The organism is Pedobacter albus (assembly GCF_036324255.1).
In the GTDB taxonomy this organism is placed as follows: Bacteria; Bacteroidota; Bacteroidia; order Sphingobacteriales; family Sphingobacteriaceae; genus Pedobacter; species Pedobacter albus.
Map to the genome: position 1 here is coordinate 1,547,949 of NZ_JAZDQT010000001.1, position 17,799 is coordinate 1,565,747.

The following is a 17,799-nucleotide window of genomic DNA, read 5'->3' on the forward strand; positions in this document are numbered from 1 at the left end:
TCATCACCAAAAAGCCCACCTTTGTCATTTAGATTTGAGGATATGGGCAATTTGTTGTTCTTTCGTTATTTTTAAAGCAATGGATAGATTAACGGCCCGTTTCAATGTGATTTTCAAACGCCACGAGTTCTTTATTTTTATTGGGCTCTGGTTTTGGATTGCTATTCTTTTCTCATTGGACAAGGGCACAAGCAACTGGGGCAGTTATTTCAACTACCTATTACTTACTTTTCCGGTACTGGCACCCTGCTTGATATTTTCGTGGCTCAAACCCCAATTATGGACCAATACTACACCAAAAAAGTACCTGCGCTATTGGTTGCTTTGCTTCTTGGTTTGCGTACCGGCAATGGCCGCGCTTTTCGCTTGCCTATTTCCCCGTCAATACACTGGCCTGTATACACTTACCGCTGGCGCGACCTTAGCTTTGGCATTATTGCTCAGTATAAACAGCTATTATCAAAACAGCATCAGGCACGTTAAATGGATCAAAAAAATAGGGCTCGAAAACGCAGTATTCATCAGCATCGTACTTTTTGCACTTACCATTTCCATTATGGCCGTTTCGAGCATGGGCAATCCGCGTTACGACCAAAAGAACAACCTGTTGGTAGGATTAGAGTTCAGCTTTTTTAAGGTGTTGCGCCACTTCGGAACCTTCATCAGCTTTTTTGCCCAGTTTTTAATCATGTACCTATCGGGCTACCTGTTCTTTTTCATCAACAACCGGTACCTTGTTGCCAAAGTGCTGAAACAACAGGGCCTCACCAGTTACATCTTAAGCCTATTAACTACCGTAGTTATCCTCTACCCCATTATTGCACAGCTTTTGCTGTTTTTGCCCATTAACAAGATATTTGGTCGCGATATTTTCTCTCCCAATCCTTTCGACCTCGAAAATGCCTTTAGCGTCATCGGCATTATGATTTTGAGCCTCCCAATCGTGCTTTCGTTGCAATGGGGCAAGCAGAACAACCAGATTATTTCGTTGGAAAAAGAAAAATCGCAGGCCGAACTCGATTTGCTGAAACAACAGCTCAATCCGCACTTCTTTTTCAATACGCTCAACAATCTTTATGCGTTAAGTCTGCAAAAATCGGATAAAACGCCCGAAAGTATTTTACAACTGGCCGAACTGATGCGCTATACCATTTACAAAGGCCAGGAAAAGCAGGTAAGCTTGGCCGACGAGCTGAAATACATGGAAGACTATATCCAATTGCAGCAAATCAGGCTCAAAAAGCCTCTAGACCTTAAATTTGAGGTAGAAATTAGCGACGACAAGCAAACCATTGCCCCCTTGATGCTCATCATCCTGATCGAAAATGCTTTTAAACACGGCATTGAACCTGCCGAAGAAGCTTCATTTTTAAGACTAAAGCTAAGTTGCCAACAAAAGAAGCTTTATTTCTGCTGCGAAAATTCTTTCGAAGATAACGGACCTGAAAAAACAAGTGGCATCGGGCTTCAAAATCTTGTGAAGCGTTTAGAATTGCTTTACCCCGACCAACACCGCTTGGCCATTAGCCAAGATAATTTTATTTTTAAGGCAGAGCTATTCCTCCATTTATCATGAGTTTACGTTGCTTGATTATAGACGATGAGCCACTGGCGCACGACATCATCCTCACCTATCTGGAAGATATTCCTTTTATTGAGGTGGCTGGGCAGTTTTACAGGGCAACAGAGGCGCTGGATTTCTTGAGCAAAAATGAAATCGACCTTATTTTTCTCGACATCCGCATGCCTAAGCTCAATGGCCTGGATTTTATCAGAACACTAACGCACAAACCCATCATCATCATTACTTCGGCTTACGAAGAATATGCATTGGAAAGCTTCGACCTTGATGTTTGCGATTACCTGCACAAACCGTTCCGTTTCGACCGCCTGCTTAAAGCGGCCAATCGCGCACTCGAAATCCATAACCTCAAAAAACAGGCTTCCAAGGGAAATGCACCGCAACAAACACTAGCTCCCGAGAGTGCACAAATTGCCATCAAGGCGGACAAAAAGACAGTTTTGATGCCCTTAGACGAAATTCAGTATCTAGAAAGTTTGGGCAACTATGTAAAGGTTTGGCGCGACAACGATTTTCTGCTAACGCCCAGAACCATGAGCAGTTTTGAAGAGCAATTGCCTGCATCAACCTTTGTCCGCATCCATAAATCCTACATCCTGAACAAGAAATTTGTGCACTACATGGAGGGAAATACCATATACCTCAAAAACAAGCGCGAACTGCCCATCGGCAAAAACTTTAGGCCCATCATCAAGCAATTGCTCGACATGGAAGAATAAAACTAGCCGTTCATCGCTTCCAACAACTCTTTTTTATACAACGGACCAATCGGTACAGCGGATTGGTTACTGAGAATCAGCTTATTATCCACAATGCGTTGTACATGGTTTTTGTTGACAATGTACGAACGATGCGCCTGCAAAAATTGTTTGGGTTGCAACTGTTCAAGTAGGCCTTTTAGGGTTTGGTATACCAGGTAAAATTGCTCTTTGGTAAAAATCTTTACATAATCTTTGCTGCCCTCTATGTAAATGATATCCTGTTGCTTGAGGTTGAGCAGGCTTTGCCCATCCTTAATCAGCAAATGCCCCGTTAGGTCATTTTCAGGAGCAGCATTTGAAAGTCCCGCCTTGTTTACCGCTTTCATAAAACGTTCGTACGAAAATGGTTTTAACAAATAATCAACAGCCTCAAGTTCATAACTCTCAAAGGCATATTGCTTATAGGCCGTGGTAAAAATGGTCTTTGGCCTTACCGTTAAGGCCTTCAAAAAATGCAGTCCATTAACCAGGGGCATTTCAATATCCAAAAACAACAGGTCTACCTTGTGCTTGCCCAAATACTCGAATGCTTCAATGGCATTTCTAAATGAAGCCAAATGTTGCAGACCTGGCGTTTGGCCAATGTAATGTGCTAATACCTGGTGAGCCATCGGCTCGTCGTCTATGACAATGCAGTTCATTTGCGGTTCAAAATTACGGAGGCCACATATTGGCCATTTTCTTCTGTTAAGGTCAGCTGGTGCTGTTTTGGATAATAAAGTTCCAATCTTTTTTTGATGTTGACCAATCCGATACCACCAACAGGTTTTGTACCGAGTTGAAGTATGGTCTGCAGTTTATCGTTCTGTATGGTAAAACTGATCTGTGTTGGGCTTATTGTGATGTGGGCCAATACCGAAGCATGGTCTTCCAGTTTATGCCGGCCGTGCTTAAAACTATTTTCGACCAAGGGCAAAAACAGCAGTGGCGGAATTTTAATTGCTTCATCTACCTCTGGCGCCTGAAAAACAATGCTGGCCTTCGGAAATTTTTGTTGTTCCAATTCAAAATAGCCTTTCAAAAAATCGATTTCTTCCTGCAGGCTCACTTCTTCCTTGTCGCAATCGTACAAAATGTATTGCATCATTTGCGAAAGCAGCAAAATAAAACGGGGCGTTTCTTTTGACCCTACCAAGCTCAAGCCATACAAACTATTTAAAGTATTGAACAAAAAATGAGGCTGTAACTGGGTTTTGAGCATATTAAGCTGCAGGTGTAGGTTATCGGTTTCCGACTGGTGGCGTTTGATTTCGTTCTGATACGAAAACCTGGAAAGCCCGATGCAAAAAAAGGCAATCAAGTCGGTAAACATCATGTTCCAATCCCAATATTGATAGGCAAATTTAAAAAACCCATTCACAGGGAGGCCTCGCGTAGTCATTTTAAACAACCATGAAACCCCTATGTTATTCAAAGGCATTAGCAGCAAAAAATAGGCTACCGTAAGCACAAACAGGCCCAAATACTTTTTGCGTTGCAACAAATGAGGAACAAGCCAACGATAGTACGGAATAAGCAACAGCGTTGAACAGATGCTGTACAGGCAAATTTGCAGGTAAGGCAGGTCATTATTCGGCACATGGGGCAAACTGGAGCTTTCCATGTAGGCAGAATACTTATAGATGCCAACATAAAACAACCAAATGATCAGTTCGAAAAAAAGAGGAAAAGTAAGCACTGGTTTCTTCATGATGGTGCTAAAATCGTAATATTTATTGACTATGCCGTGTTTGTTTTCGACGAAGGCCTGTTTTTGCACGACTAAAAAAATCAGTCGCCGTTTGGCAGCCTGCGCTTTGGCCTCGGTCGAATAATAACCAGCAAGCCTGTTTTTTGTGTGTTGATTTGCATCATCAAAAAACAAGCACATGAAAACAACACTTCAACTTTTTATCGCCGCTCTCTTTTTAACTTTTAATGCTCGGGCACAATCGGTCAACGAGCTCAACCTGGCCAGCAGACAGGCATTTGTAAAAAGTGCCCAACCACTGATTGAAAAAATGGCCAAAAAACGAATTGTAGCCTTGGGCGAAGGTACACATGGCACTGCCGAATTTTATAAACTCCGTTATTGGATTACCCGCGACCTGATCGAAAATAAAGGCTTTACCCACATTGCCTTTGAAAACGACCTGAGCGATGGCCTGATGCTCAATCAAGAACTAAACAGTCAAGCCGACCTGAATACCTTGATGAAAAAGCGCCTGCTCAGCATTTGGCAGAACGAAGAAACCAAAGAACTGCTGGCTTGGGTGCGAAGCTACAACCAAACCCATCAAAAGAAAGTGCTAATTGACGGCATAGACTATGTGTACAACAACGTTGATATCGAAACCTTGCAAAAAACGTTGGCTAAGCAACCCGATTTTTTGGCTGATGTGAACCGCTTAAAAGCCCCAGCTTCTTTACAGGATGCCACTTGGGAAGCCATGAACGACAAAAACAGCAAAATTGATTTCGAAGCCATGAGCAACAGCAGCTACAAAGGCTATTTATTGGCCGATAGCCTCGATCAAAAAATACAGCAATCTAAACTGTCTGAAAAGCTGAAATCAGAAAGCCATTTGATTTTGCTGAATATTAAACAAGCTTTCTCGCCTTTCTATTACAGTGCCCTAAAAAAACCTGAACTGAGCCGCGATGTAAACATGGCCACCAACGTAGCCGAAATATTAAAGGGCACTCCAGATAAAATGATTATTTGGGCTCACAATGGCCACGTAGCCAAAACAGGCATTTACGATAATGAAGTCGGTGGCATGGGTGGCGAAATTGCCAAGCTGTTCCCCAACCAGTATTTTGTGATGGGCACCGGAACGGCCACCGGAACTTTTGCGGCAACCGAACAATCGCGCGATACCTATACCAATCCGATGAAAGCCTATCCCTTAGAAAAAACTGTAGCCGAATCGTGGGAAACCCAGTTTTTAAGCCTGAACAAACCAGCTTTTTACATTTTCCCTGCGCAATACAACAGCAAAAACGAAGTGAAGCCTTTGCGTTTCATAGGCTATGGCCCAAAGAGTGATCCAAGCACCAACGATAAAACCAATATCAGTCAACATTTTGATGCCTTTTTGTTCGTGAGCAATACCCACGCCGCTACTCCCTTAAAATAAACAGAAAGCATAGGCTCAAGGTAAATTTGTAATTACATCTTGGCAGGATAGGTAAATTGCGATACAAGCATCCCCTTTTTTCTTATCTTGAGCTTATGAAAGCTATTTTCTCTTTGGTATTGCTTTGTTTTGGGCTCTCGGCATTTGCCCAGCAAGATTCGCTTATTCTTTTAAAGCCGGCTCAGGTTTTTGATGGCGAAAGCTTGCACAGCAACTGGGTGGTATTGGTAAAAGGCAAGCAAATTGAGGCCGTGGGCGCCATGACTTTTAAGTTGCCAGCCCACACCAAAATTATTGAATTGCCAGGTACGACCTTGCTGCCTGGCTTCATTGAAGGACACTCGCATTTGTTTTTGCATCCCTACAACGAAGTAAGCTGGAACGATCAGGTGCTGAAAGAAAGTCGTGCCGAAAGAACCGCCAGAGCCGTTAAACACGCCGAAGCAACCTTAATGGCCGGTTTTACCACGGTTCGCGATTTGGGTACCGAAGGCGCTGGATTTGACGATGTAGGCCTCAAACAAGCCCTAGAAAAAGGCATAATCAGCGGGCCTAGAATGATTATTGCCACCAAGGCCATTGTGGCCAAGGGAAGCTACGGGCCCAACTATAAAAATGCGGATTTGGATTTGCCCCAAGGCGCCGCCGAAGTGGCCGGCACTGCCGAAATGGCCAAAGAGGTTTACCTGCAAATTAGCAAGGGCGCCGATTTGATCAAGCTCTATGCCGATTACCGTTGGGGATTGGACGGCAAACCAGCTCCCACTTTTAGCATCGAAGAAATAGCCACGGCAAGTGCCATTGCCAAAAGCAGCGGTAGGCCAACAGTTGCCCATGCCTCGACTAAAGAAGGCATGCGCCGGGCAATTTTAGGGGGCATATCAACCATAGAACATGGCGACAATGGCGATGAGGAAATTTTTAAACTCATGAAAGAAAAAGGAGTTGCCTTATGCCCTACTTTGGCCGCCAGCGATGCTACTTTGCAATATGATGGCTGGAAAAAGGGCATTGATCCGGAGCCCGACCGCATCAAAAACAAAAAGAAAAGCTTCGAACTGGCTTTGCGCACCGGCGTTACCATTTTAATGGGTGGCGATGTGGGTGTTTTTGCCCATGGTACCAATGCCCGCGAAATGGAACTAATGGTAGCCTATGGCATGAAACCTATCGATGTACTGCGATCGGCAACCTCAGTCAATGCCAAAGCCTTTGGCTACGACGAAAAGATTGGAAGCCTGCGCAAAGGCCTCATGGCCGACATTATTGCCGTACAAGGCGATCCAAGCATAGATATCAAAAAAACAAAGGAGGTGGTGTTTGTGATGAAAGATGGGAAAATCTACAAATCGGATCTTAAGTAAGGTAATTAGTTGGCGATTTGCAATTGATAGTTTTCAGTTTATCGCAAGATTTGGCAACAAACTAATAAACTAGTCGCGAAACCATTCCAGCCATTTCCCGATCAGCGCAACTCTTTGCTTCAAATAATTCGGCCCGAAGAAAATGCTCGACCAGTCGTCGAAGTTTTCGTATTGGAAACCAAGGTAAAACACCCAAAAGCCAAAACCAAAATAAGGCATGGCAGCGAGTTCTTCATCGCTTAAGGGTCTCGTTTTTCGATAGGCCTCTACAAACAAGGCAAAAGACTTTTCTGCTTCTTCCCTACTGATTTTATTGTGGAAACATTCCAGAAAATAATGGATGTAAAAAGAGGTGATATCGTTAATCAAATATCCCTTACCTATAAAATCGAAATCGAAGAAAGTGAGTTGTCCATTCTCTTGGAAATGGAAGTTTTTCGGCAGAAAATCGAAGTGGCAATAACCATAACTAAAATTACTCAGGTCCAACTTTTCTAGTTGAGTGCTTACCTGAGTAGCCATTTGAACCAGATCCGCATAAACTTCCCCCAGCCCCTCAAAAGCCGGCTTTATTCCTACTACTGGCTGGGTGATCGTAGTCGCTAGCGTATAGTCTTTTCTTGGGTTTTTCAATTCGATAACCGAAGCTAAATTGTGGAATTTAGCCATTTCTGTGCCTAGGGTTTCTAATTGTTGTGGACTAAGCTCATAAACCGGTTGGCCCAAAGCATAACTCAATAAGATTCCATGGCGCGTTCCTTCTGCGGCATTAAAAGATTGGATCTGGTTACCATCCAACGCTTTGATGGGATAAGAAACACTTACTCCGTTTTCTTGGAGGATATTGAGCAGCTCTACTTCGGCCATGATTTCGTCGAGCTTTCTGTGCGCATCGCGATAGATCTTGAAAATATACTTCTCGGTATCGTTTTCGAGCAGGTAGGTATCGCTCACATTATGTACCAGCAAGCGGCATCTCATTTGCGAAAAACCGTATTGCTGTTCCAGGAAATCTTTTAGGGCTCGAGAAGAAAGGGTTGAGTACTGCGTGGGGAAAATATCCATGATGATGCAAATATAGGGAATAGTTGATGGCCTGTAGTTTTCAGTTAACAGTTTTCGATTCTCAGTTTACAGCTAAGCCCATCAACAAACCAATGAACAAGTGAACCAATGAACTAATCAGCCAATGAACAAAAAAGCCCGCGTTGCGGGCTTTTTTTTCGTTCTTACTGTTTCCAGCCTCCACCTAAGGCCTTGTACAAATTGACTACAGCCTGCAGTTTCTGCAGTTTATCACTTACGCTGCTCAATTGTGCCGCCAATAGGCTTTGCTCAGAAGTTAATACATCGGTATAGTTGGTTGCCGAACTATAGCGCAACAGTTCTTGGGTAAAATCTACCGCTTTGGTTAAAGAAGCGATTTGTTTGGCGCGCGTGTCTTCTTTTTCGGTTGCCGTTTGGTAAGCATACAAGGCATTCGAAACTTCTTGTCCGGCGGTTAATAGGCTTTGCTGAAAACCATAGAAAGCAATCTGCTGTTGTGCCTGTGCTGTTTTTAAACGCGCCTTGTTCTGTCCTTTGGCAAAAATAGGCTGGGTTAAGCCTCCTACCAGATTGTAAAAAATCGATTGGCTAAAGAAATCTTTCAGTTGTAAGCTCGATAAACCTCCCGAAGCCGTTAAAGTCAAGGCTGGATAAAAATAGGTCCTGGCTACATTGGTATTTTCGAAAGCCGAACGCAGGCCCAATTCGGCCGCTTGCACATCCGGACGGTTTTGCAACAACTGTGCAGAAACACCGGTTTTCAAATCGTTGTAAGGCACTTGTTTATCCAAACTGGTACGGTTAATGGTACCTGGCGCCCTTCCCAACAAAGTGCTTAAGGCATTTTCGGCTTCCCTGATGCTTCTTTTCAAATCGGGGATGGTTACCTGCGCCGCATACAAATTGGCTTCGCTTTGCACTACCGCAGCACCGTTTACAATAGCGCCTTCTTTGAGCTCTTTCATGGTGCTTACGCTTTTCTCTCTCACTTTAACCGTTTGTTCGGTAATGGCCAATTGCTGATCCAAGGCCAGCAAATTGTAGTAGGCATTGGCAATATTGGCAATCAGTTGGGTTTGTACGGCACGCTTGGCGGCATCGCTTTGCAATAAGGCAGCATAGGCCGAACGCTTGGCACTGCTCAATTTGCCCCAAATATCGGCTTCCCAGCTGGTGCTGAGCTGCGCACGGTAAGTTTGGGTTTCCAAATCGATGTTGATGCCTGCCGGAAAGTTCAATGCGGCTCTCGATTGTTTGGCATCGGTTACCGAAACATCGCCTTGCAAGCTTGGCAACAAGGCCATCCTGTTTTGTAATAAGGTAGCCTCGGCCACTTTAATACGCTCGATGGCTGTTTTCAGATCGAGATTTTCTTTTAGCCCCTGCTCAATCAAGTTTTGCAACTCCGTATCGGCAAACAAGGTTTTCCAAGGCAAATTGGCGATAGTGGTGGTATCAGTACCCGTTTGACTACGGTACAAATTATCGCTGATGACCTCCGGGCGTGTGTATTTTTTGGTTACACAGGCACTGAGGCTCAGTACAACAAAGCCAAGGATTAATAACGAATATTTATGTCTAGAGTTCATCTGTCTTATATTTTTAATTTTGAATGAATGAGTTTTAATTAGTGAATGATTGAGTTTTGAATGATTGAATGAATAAATTTTTTATCATTCTGTCATTCCTTCATTCTGGCATTCCATCATTTCTTCCTTCTCTCATTCAATCATTCTATTAATGTTCGCGGGTATCAACTTCTGGAAACTCCAACGAAGCCTGTTCCGCATCGTAGCCTTCCTCAAATGGCGATTTGCTGCTTACTTTCTCTTGCAGGGTTTGGAAAACGATAAACAAGGCCGGAATTACGAAAATCCCGAAAATGGTACCGATCAACATCCCGCCTACGGCACCTGTACCGATAGACTTGTTACCTGCTGCGCCTACACCCGTAGAAATCATCAATGGCAACAACCCTAGAATAAAGGCAAACGAAGTCATCAAAATTGGACGCAGACGCGCCGTGGCTCCATCAATGGCTGCACTCACAATGCTCATGCCCTTGCGCCTTCTGTCAACCGCGTACTCTACAATCAGGATGGCATTTTTGGCCAATAAACCCACCAACATGATGAGGGTAATTTGGGTATAGATGTTGTTATCGATGCCGAAGATTTTATCGAAGATGAATACACCAGCCAAACCAATCGGCAAGGAAATCAATACCGCCAAAGGCAAAATATAGCTCTCGTATTGCGCACAAAGCAAGAAATACACAAATATTACGCAAAGCAGGAAGATAAACACGGTTTGGCTGCCGCTGCTCACCTCTTCGCGAGAAAGACCCGAAAACTCGTAACCATAACCTGTTGGCAGGTGGATGGCCGCTTCTTCCTGTACCGCTTTCAAGGCATCGCCCGAGCTAAAGCCAGGGTTTGGCGCACCTGTTACCGAAATAGAGGTAAACAAGTTGAAACGCGAAATGGCTTGTGGACCATAAACTTTCTCTAAAGTAATGAACTCGCTAACCGGAGCCATTTTGCCACCCGAATTGCGTACATAGATATTGTTGAGGCTTTGCTGGTTGGCACGGTATTGCGGTTCAGCTTGGTACATTACCCTAAACTGCTTGCCAAACTTGTTGAAGTTAGAGGCATAAACCCCACCATAATAACCTTGCAATACGCCTAAAACATCACTTACGGTTAAACCGGCCTGTTTTACCTTGGCCACGTTTACATTGATTTGGTATTGAGGGAAATTAGGATTAAACGAAGTAGCCGCATATTGTATTTCTGGTCGTTTGCCCAATGCAGCCAAGAAACCTTGTCCTATTTCATTGAATTTTTTGAGGTCGCCACCGGTTTTGTCCTGCAATTGGAATTCGAAACCACCACTGGTACCAAAACCTTGGATGGTTGGTGGGGCGAAGAAAATAATCTTTGCGCCTTTAATGCGAGCTGTTTTGGCAAACAGTTCGCCAATAATGGCCTTCACATCGCGCTTACGCTCATCCCAAGGCGCCAAACGGGCAATTACCATCCCGTAAGAACTACCGGTACCGCTGATCAGACTTCGGCCCACTACCCTGAACGAGTGTTTGATTTCGGGAATGGTTTTTACAATGCTGTCTATTTGCGTAATCACCACATTGGTGGCTTCCTGCGAAGTTGATGGAGGCAGGGAAATATCAGAAAACACCGTTCCCAAATCCTCGTTGGGTACAAATCCCTTTGGCGTGGTATTCATGAGGTAAATCAGCACCGCCGCAAAAATGGCAATACCCAAACCGGCTATCCATTTGGCATGCGACAAGAAGTTCACCGCACGTTTATAGCGGGCCGTCATGCTGTCGAAACCGGCATTAAAGCCTGCATAAAAGCGTTGCAAAAAGCTTTTCGATTTTTCGTGTTCTTCCTTGTGCGGTTTTAGGAACAAGGCACAAAGCGCCGGACTTAACGTTAAAGCGTTAATAGCCGAAAGGATAATGGAAATGGCCAAGGTTAAACCGAACTGCTTGTAAAACACACCCGATGAGCCTTGGATAAAACTTACCGGAATAAATACGGCCGCCATAACCAAGGTAATCGAAACAATGGCACCGCTAATGTCGTCCATGGCATCTATAGTTGCCTGTTTGGCCGATTTATAGCCATGATCGAGCTTGGCATGCACCGCCTCTACCACCACAATGGCATCATCCACCACAATACCGATAGCCAATACCAAGGCAAAAAGGGTTAACAAGTTGATGGTAAAGCCAAAGAGGCTCAGGAAAAAGAAAGTACCGATAATGGCTACCGGCACACTGATGGCCGGAATTAAGGTAGAACGGAAATCCTGCAAGAAGATAAATACTACGATAAACACCAGAATAAAGGCTTCCACCAAAGTATGCAATACCTTTTCGATAGAGGCATCCAAGAAATCGTTTACGTTGACCAATGCCTGATAGTGCACACCTTTAGGGAAAGATTTCGAAGCCAGATCCAAAGTTTTGATCGAGTTTTCGATTACCTCTTTTGCATTTGAGCCTGCCGTTTGGTTAATGGCGATACCCAAAGCCTGCTTACCGTCGAATTTTACCGAACTGCTGTAGCTTTGTGCACCCATTTCGATGCGGGCAATATCTTTCAGGCGCAACACTTCGCCACTAGAACCGGTTCTGATGATGATATTGCCGAACTCGGTTTCGTTTTTAAGCCTGCCGGTGTATTTTAAAATATACTGGAAAGCCTGGTTGCCCTGCTCGCCAAACTGACCCGGCGCCGCTTCGATGTTCTGCTCGGCCAAGGCCACGCTAATATCGTTAGGTACCAAACCATAGGTAGCCATTACATCGGGCTTTAGCCAAATACGCATGGTGTAGTCCATCAAACCAAAAGCACTCGCATCGCCCACCCCATTAATACGCTTAATTTGTGGGATGATGTTGATGTTGGCATAGTTCTGCAAGAATTTTTGGTCGTACGAAGGATCGTCGCTATAAATACCAAAAATCAATACGTTACTGGCCTGTCTTTTGGCCGTAATTACGCCCGATCGGGTAACCTCTGCAGGCAATAAGCTAGTGGCACGCGCTACCCTGTTCTGTACGTTTACCGCAGCCAGATCGGGGTTGGTACCCAGTTTAAAGTTAACGGTAATGGTTGCCGTACCGTCGTTGCCGGCGCTAGAAGTCATGTAAGTCATGTCTTCCACCCCGTTGATTTGTTCTTCGAGCGGAACAACCACGCTATTCATAACTACATCGGCATTGGCACCTTGGTACGAGGCGGAAACCTGAACGGTTGGTGGCGCAATTTCGGGATATTGGGATACAGGCAGGGTAATCAAGCCCAAAATACCCAATATAACGATGATGATGGATATAACCGTTGATAGTACCGGTCTCTCTATAAATTTTTTAAACATAAATTCTAATGCTGCTGGACCAAGCCAGTATTTAAATGAATCTTATTTTTTTACTTCGGCAAGTACTGAATCTGCATTCAGTTCTTCTGGCTTGATGGCCGTTCCATCTTTAAGCGACTGGAAACCTTCCAATACGATTTTATCGCCTGCCTTTAAGCCCTTGGTTACCACGTAGAAATTGCCTTTTGTCAATTCCATTACTTGAATTTCGGTGCTAACCACTTTAGCCGAATCGCCCAGAACGTATACAAATTTCTTTCCTTGCAAATCGGTAGTCGATTTTTGAGGGATCAGGATAACGTTTTCCAGGTGTTGCGGAATGCGTACCGAAGCACTGGCGCCACTTTTTAACAACGATACCGGATTAGGGAAAGTTGCCCTTAAGCTGGCCGAACCTGTGCTGGTGTTAATCTGGCCGTTAATCGATTCGATCTTGCCATTTTGTGCATAGATGCTGCCATCGGCCAAAACCAGGCTCACTGCCGGAATATTCTTCATCTGCTCGGCCAAGGTTTTGCCCTTGTAGGTATTAGAAAAATCGAGCAGTTGCTTTTCATTAAGCGAGAAGTAGGCATAAACCTTCGAAATATTAGAAACCGTGGTTAAAGGCTGTGCGCTGGTGCTGCTTACCAAAGTACCGGTTTTGTAAGGCAGGCTGCCCACTACGCCATCAACCGGGCTGGTGATTGAAGTATAGCCCAAATTGGTTTTGGCATTGACCAAATCAGCCTTTGCCTGAGCCAATGCTGCTTTTCTGGTCTGCAAAGTTAATTGAGCTGCTTCAAGCTCATATTTGCTGATGATATCCTTATCAACCAATGGCTTGGTTTTATTCACCTGTAGCTGCGCCGCGTTTACATTGGCTTCGGCACTGCTGATAGCCGCCGTTGCGGTTCTTACCTGTTGTTCGTATTGAGGTGCATTGATGGTAAAAAGCAATTGTCCCTTCTTCACCACAGCGCCCTCGTCAACGTAGATTTTCTCGATAAATCCGTCAACTTTTGGCCTGATGTCTATGTCCTGGATACCTTCGATGGTAGCCGGATAATCTTGATCCAGGGTGGTAGCTTGGGTGCTCACGGCAAAAACCGGATAGGCTTGCGGCTGTCCGGCTGCTGCCGCTGCCTTTGCCGCCTTATCGTCTTTACCACCGCAAGAAGCAAGTACGGTTCCCAGGAATAAAATAAGCGATAATCGAATTGTTGTTTTCATATTAATATGGGGTTTGCTTTTGTGTTTCGTCTGTTTATTTTCTCGTTTTTAATGATCAGATGGAGCCTTTGATGATTAAAATAATTATTACACGGTTTGCCTAACAATTGTTTCAATCATGCCGGGTTCATGTTGATTTTATTGATAAACCATTTCAAAAATGAGCTTTTTACGCTCTTTCATGAGCTGGAGGTATTCGGCATCGTTAATGTTATATAGTGATTTGTTTAAGCAGTTATTAATCAACGGATAAGCCATCAGGGCGAACAAATTCATGCAAAAATGACGGGGATCCATCCGCTTGATCTTCCCTTTGTCCATTTCTTCGCTGATCTCTTTTAGAAACGCATTCACCCTGGTTTTCTTCTCCTCCGGCACCTGACGGTCGTTGCGGTTCAAGTCGGTGATGATATACATTTCCCGGTAGGGATATTGCATGGCCTGATCCATAAATACATTGATCAGTTTTTCGAGCTTATCCTTAAACTCGAGTTGCGAAGCAAACACGCCGTCCATTTCTTTCGACATTTCGGCGCGTGCCTCTGTAGCCACCTGTTCAAATAAAATATCCCTTGTTCTAAAATAGTAGTTTAACAAGGTGCGGTTAACACCAGCTGCATCCGCAATATCCTGTGTTGTAGCATGTAATTTTCCCTCAGAAAAAAAGATCCGTTTGGCGGTATCTTTAATGTGCTGTTCAGTTCCCGTATCTCGCTGCGCCATTTACAATTGTGTTTAACATTTTTGTTAAACAAATGTAGACATCTATTTTAACCTGCCTATTTCCTATCAAAAAAGTAGCCGATTTATGACACTTGGCAAACACTTGCGAAGTTTTCAATTTGCAGTTCACAGTTGGCAGTTATTGCGAAGAACACTTGCGAAGTTTTGAAACGGCGTAGCCCTCAACTTTACCATTGAAACCAAAATAACTAAAAGTTAAACTTCGCAAGTGTAGTTTTCAATTCTCAATTAGCAGTTGGTAGTACCCAGTGAACCAATGAACAAATGAGCCCATGAACTAATGAACAAATATTTTAAAAAGGCATAGGGGTAAAAGCAAGGTGAGTTGTATTACTATAAAACCGCATTTAACACACCACAAAAAATTAGCTTATGATACCTGCACTTTTATTTTGGTTGTTCAAAAGATATGCACGGCCAACCTTCCATCAACTGTACCTGCAACTGAGCACCGGTAACCTGCTCAGGTTCACCAAAAAGAAAACCATCCTTGTGCTTTTCGTTGCTTCCAGCCTATTGGCGCGTGCCGAAGAAAAGACGGCTACCTATCAAATTAAGCGCAACGGAACCGTCATCGGACAGATGCAATTGCAACAAAAACAAAATGGTGCCGAAACCTTTTTAAAGATGAGTTCTAAAGTGAAGACCCGTTTCGTTTTTGAAATCAATGTGCAAACCGCCGACGAATCGCTTTTTAAAAACGGCCAGCTCCAATACTCGAGCGTTTATCGCAAGGTAAACGGCAAGGAAAAGGAAAACCGACAAACCAAGCTGTTGCAACAAAACTACCAGCTTTTAGCCGGCAACAAAAGCAGTTTGTTCAATTCGAACATCAATTACAACATGATGTTGCTGTATTGCCAGGAACCTATCCATATTTCGCAGGTTTACTCGGATAATTTCCAGCAGATGCTGGCCATCAAGAAAATCGGGATGAACAATTACCGCATCGATCTGCCCGATGGCAATTACAACACCTATTATTTCCAAAACGGAATCTGCAAAACGGTAGAGGTACACCACTCGCTGTACACCATTACCATGGAACTGGTTTAGGGATGATTAATGATTGAATGAGAAAGTGAAAGAATGATTGAAGGAGAGAATGATTGAATGAAAGAATGAGAGAATGACTGAATTAGAGAATGATGAAAATGAATCGAGAACTCCAACCCATTCAATCATTCATTAATTCACTAATTCAAAATTAACAACAACATGGAAACTAAAATATTTGTAAGCGGTGCTTCTGGTTTTATTGGTCGAAAATTATGCTTCGATTTGGCCGAAATGGGCTTCAAGGTGCATGCGCTTTGCCGGAATACGGCGCACCCCTACCTGCTCAAACACGAAAACATCAGCTTTTTCGAGGGCGACATCCTCGACATCAAAAGCTTGGAAATAGCAATGACTGGTTGCCAACAGGTTTACCATACCGCGGCCATGGCCAAAATGTGGTGCAAAAACAAAGACGATTTTTATAACGTCAATGTAATCGGCACTCAAAACGTGTTGCAAACGGCAGTCAATCAGGGCGTAAAAAAAGTGGTTTATACCTCAACCTGTGGGGTTTGGGGACCAACGTTGCGCCACCCCATGACCGAGAACGATCCGCGCATCATGGGTTTCCCTATCGACTACGAACGCACCAAGTACCTGGCCGAATTGGAAGTAAACAGCTTTGTAAAAAAAGGATTGGATGTAGTTACCGTTAACCCCTCGCGGGTTTTTGGCGAAGGTCCGATTACCGACAGCAACACCGTCAGCAAAATGGTTAACGGTTATTTAAAGGGCAAATGGCGCATCATTCCGGGCAACGGCAACAATGTGGCCAACTACGCCTTTTTAGACGATGTGGTAAACGGGCATATCGCAGCCATGCAAAACGGCGAAACCGGACAGCGCTACATTTTAGGGGGCGAAGACATCAGTTTCAATCAGTTTTTTGCCATCCTGGGAGCCATTTCGGGCCATCATCAAAAAATGTTCAGGGTACCCCAAAAAGTCATCAAGCTATACAGCCACCTCGAACAGCTCAAAACTACCTTAACCGGCCTGGCACCGGTGTTTTTGCCCGAGTTTGCCGACCGCCTGCTTTACGACCAGAAATACAGTAGCAAAAAGGCCATCAACCAACTCGATTACCACATTACCCCTTTTGCCGAAGCCCTAACCAGAACCGTTCATTACTTACAAAAACACGCATCATGAAACTAACCGCCATTGTAACCGGAGCCAGCGAAGGACTGGGCAAATCGTTCGCCTTCGAACTGGCCAGCAGGGCTATAAACTTGGTCCTGGTTGCCCTCCCCAATTCGGGCTTGCCTCAACTGGCTAACTTTATCCGCATCAATTTTAATATCGAGGTTACCGAATTTGAGCTCGACCTTACCCAAACCGAAAATTGCGAAACCATATTCAACACCCTACAACAACAAAGAATTACGGCCGATTTTCTGATAAATAACGCTGGCTTGGGCAATTGGTCGTGGTTTGAGGAAAAACAGATCGATTTCTACAAAAAACAAATCGACCTGAACATTACCAGCACCGTATTGCTTACGCGCCTGTTTTTAGACCAGATCAATAAACAGCAACCCTCTTACATTTTAAATGTGGGCAGTTTAGGTGGCCGATTTGTAGTGCCTCGGAAACTGGTTTATGGTGCCACCAAATCGTTCATCAGCTATTTTACGCGTTGCCTACAGCTGGAGCAGGTCAACTCTTTGGTTAAGGTGAGTTTGCTGAGCCCTGGGGGAATCAATACCAAACCCGAACTGCTGGTACTGAACCATGCGCTAAAAGGCATTTCGAAAGCCACCATTTTAGAACCCGAACAAGTGGCCAAAAAGGCTATCGATGGTTTGCTGAAGGGCAAGAAAGAAATCATCCCCGGACAAATCAACAGGCTTTTGGTGTTTTTCGATTTACTGCTACCCAATTTCATCAAGGCGCTGATCATCAAAAGAAAACTAACGGCCACAGTGGGCACGCCCCGTTTGGTTAATGCTTAAAGATTTTTAATAAAAGCTTATCTTCGATTGGAATAGCCCATA

General features: G+C 44.1%; 14 protein-coding genes. 7 read left to right on the forward strand and 7 right to left on the reverse strand.

Annotated features, from left to right (window positions below; translation table 11 throughout):
• The first annotated feature begins 79 nt into the window (after positions 1-79).
• Positions 80-1,576, forward strand: coding sequence for a sensor histidine kinase (locus VRU48_RS06450; protein WP_330107098.1), 1,497 nt, complete (start codon positions 80-82; stop codon positions 1,574-1,576).
• Complete coding sequence (locus tag VRU48_RS06455; protein ID WP_330107099.1) at positions 1,573-2,301, forward strand: LytR/AlgR family response regulator transcription factor; 729 nt, start codon at positions 1,573-1,575, stop codon at positions 2,299-2,301. Before VRU48_RS06450 ends, VRU48_RS06455 begins: the two co-directional genes overlap by 4 nt.
• Before the next feature lie 2 nt (positions 2,302-2,303).
• Here VRU48_RS06455 and VRU48_RS06460 read toward each other — a convergent pair whose 3' ends face one another.
• Together VRU48_RS06460 and VRU48_RS06465 are read right to left on the reverse strand one after the other, a co-directional pair.
• Entirely contained in the window at positions 2,304-2,984 is a 681-nt protein-coding gene (locus tag VRU48_RS06460) for a LytR/AlgR family response regulator transcription factor (protein WP_330107100.1), read from the reverse strand.
• Positions 2,981-4,102 (reverse strand): sensor histidine kinase, encoded by a 1,122-nt coding sequence (locus VRU48_RS06465; RefSeq protein ID WP_330107101.1) that lies wholly within the window; start codon positions 4,100-4,102, stop codon positions 2,981-2,983. Before VRU48_RS06465 ends, VRU48_RS06460 begins: the two co-directional genes overlap by 4 nt.
• Positions 4,103-4,211: 109 nt before the next feature.
• On the opposite strand from VRU48_RS06465, the gene VRU48_RS06470 reads away from it, so the two are divergent.
• Both VRU48_RS06470 and VRU48_RS06475 read left to right on the forward strand, forming a co-directional pair.
• Positions 4,212-5,462 carry an erythromycin esterase family protein gene (locus VRU48_RS06470; protein ID WP_330107102.1) on the forward strand — a complete coding sequence of 417 codons (1,251 nt, stop codon included), beginning with the start codon at positions 4,212-4,214 and terminating at the stop codon, positions 5,460-5,462.
• Positions 5,463-5,557: 95 nt separating this feature from the next.
• Complete coding sequence (locus VRU48_RS06475; protein ID WP_330107103.1) at positions 5,558-6,826, forward strand: metal-dependent hydrolase family protein; 1,269 nt, start codon at positions 5,558-5,560, stop codon at positions 6,824-6,826.
• Between the two features lie 69 nt (positions 6,827-6,895).
• Here VRU48_RS06475 and VRU48_RS06480 read toward each other — a convergent pair whose 3' ends face one another.
• From VRU48_RS06480 to VRU48_RS06500, 5 genes are all read right to left on the reverse strand, one after another.
• On the reverse strand, positions 6,896-7,891 hold the full coding sequence (locus VRU48_RS06480; RefSeq protein WP_330107104.1) for a phosphotransferase enzyme family protein: 996 nt from the start codon (positions 7,889-7,891) through the stop codon (positions 6,896-6,898).
• A gap of 164 nt (positions 7,892-8,055) precedes the next feature.
• The gene (locus VRU48_RS06485; RefSeq protein ID WP_330107105.1) at positions 8,056-9,462 is read right to left on the reverse strand and encodes an efflux transporter outer membrane subunit; all 1,407 of its coding nucleotides are present in this window, start codon (positions 9,460-9,462) and stop codon (positions 8,056-8,058) included.
• A gap of 148 nt (positions 9,463-9,610) precedes the next feature.
• Complete coding sequence (locus tag VRU48_RS06490) at positions 9,611-12,787, reverse strand: efflux RND transporter permease subunit (protein WP_330107106.1); 3,177 nt, start codon at positions 12,785-12,787, stop codon at positions 9,611-9,613.
• A gap of 42 nt (positions 12,788-12,829) precedes the next feature.
• Positions 12,830-13,999 (reverse strand): efflux RND transporter periplasmic adaptor subunit, encoded by a 1,170-nt coding sequence (locus VRU48_RS06495; RefSeq protein WP_330107107.1) that lies wholly within the window; start codon positions 13,997-13,999, stop codon positions 12,830-12,832.
• Positions 14,000-14,137: 138 nt separating this feature from the next.
• A complete protein-coding gene (locus tag VRU48_RS06500) occupies positions 14,138-14,722 on the reverse strand; it encodes a TetR/AcrR family transcriptional regulator (protein ID WP_330107108.1) in 585 nt (194 codons plus the stop codon).
• 393 nt (positions 14,723-15,115) lie between these two features.
• On the opposite strand from VRU48_RS06500, the gene VRU48_RS06505 reads away from it, so the two are divergent.
• From VRU48_RS06505 to VRU48_RS06515, 3 genes are all read left to right on the forward strand, one after another.
• Positions 15,116-15,799 (forward strand): DUF6134 family protein, encoded by a 684-nt coding sequence (locus VRU48_RS06505; protein ID WP_330107109.1) that lies wholly within the window; start codon positions 15,116-15,118, stop codon positions 15,797-15,799.
• 162 nt (positions 15,800-15,961) lie between these two features.
• The gene (locus VRU48_RS06510) at positions 15,962-16,954 is read left to right on the forward strand and encodes an NAD-dependent epimerase/dehydratase family protein (RefSeq protein WP_330107110.1); all 993 of its coding nucleotides are present in this window, start codon (positions 15,962-15,964) and stop codon (positions 16,952-16,954) included.
• Positions 16,951-17,757 (forward strand): SDR family NAD(P)-dependent oxidoreductase, encoded by an 807-nt coding sequence (locus VRU48_RS06515; RefSeq protein ID WP_330107111.1) that lies wholly within the window; start codon positions 16,951-16,953, stop codon positions 17,755-17,757. Before VRU48_RS06510 ends, VRU48_RS06515 begins: the two co-directional genes overlap by 4 nt.
• Positions 17,758-17,799: the final 42 nt, after the last annotated feature.

Bases quoted from the DNA above. Each gene is read 5' to 3' on its own strand.
- VRU48_RS06460 (WP_330107100.1), bottom strand. From the start codon at position 2,984: ATGAACTGCATTGTCATAGACGACGAGCCGATGGCTCACCAGGTATTA.
- VRU48_RS06500 (WP_330107108.1), bottom strand. From the start codon at position 14,722: ATGGCGCAGCGAGATACGGGAACTGAACAGCACATTAAAGATACCGCC.
- VRU48_RS06485 (WP_330107105.1), bottom strand. From the start codon at position 9,462: ATGAACTCTAGACATAAATATTCGTTATTAATCCTTGGCTTTGTTGTA.
- VRU48_RS06510 (WP_330107110.1), top strand. From the start codon at position 15,962: ATGGAAACTAAAATATTTGTAAGCGGTGCTTCTGGTTTTATTGGTCGA.
- VRU48_RS06455 (WP_330107099.1), top strand. From the start codon at position 1,573: ATGAGTTTACGTTGCTTGATTATAGACGATGAGCCACTGGCGCACGAC.
- VRU48_RS06505 (WP_330107109.1), top strand. From the start codon at position 15,116: ATGATACCTGCACTTTTATTTTGGTTGTTCAAAAGATATGCACGGCCA.
- VRU48_RS06490 (WP_330107106.1), bottom strand. From the start codon at position 12,787: ATGTTTAAAAAATTTATAGAGAGACCGGTACTATCAACGGTTATATCC.
- VRU48_RS06470 (WP_330107102.1), top strand. From the start codon at position 4,212: ATGAAAACAACACTTCAACTTTTTATCGCCGCTCTCTTTTTAACTTTT.
- VRU48_RS06515 (WP_330107111.1), top strand. From the start codon at position 16,951: ATGAAACTAACCGCCATTGTAACCGGAGCCAGCGAAGGACTGGGCAAA.
- VRU48_RS06495 (WP_330107107.1), bottom strand. From the start codon at position 13,999: ATGAAAACAACAATTCGATTATCGCTTATTTTATTCCTGGGAACCGTA.
- VRU48_RS06475 (WP_330107103.1), top strand. From the start codon at position 5,558: ATGAAAGCTATTTTCTCTTTGGTATTGCTTTGTTTTGGGCTCTCGGCA.
- VRU48_RS06450 (WP_330107098.1), top strand. From the start codon at position 80: ATGGATAGATTAACGGCCCGTTTCAATGTGATTTTCAAACGCCACGAG.
- VRU48_RS06480 (WP_330107104.1), bottom strand. From the start codon at position 7,891: ATGGATATTTTCCCCACGCAGTACTCAACCCTTTCTTCTCGAGCCCTA.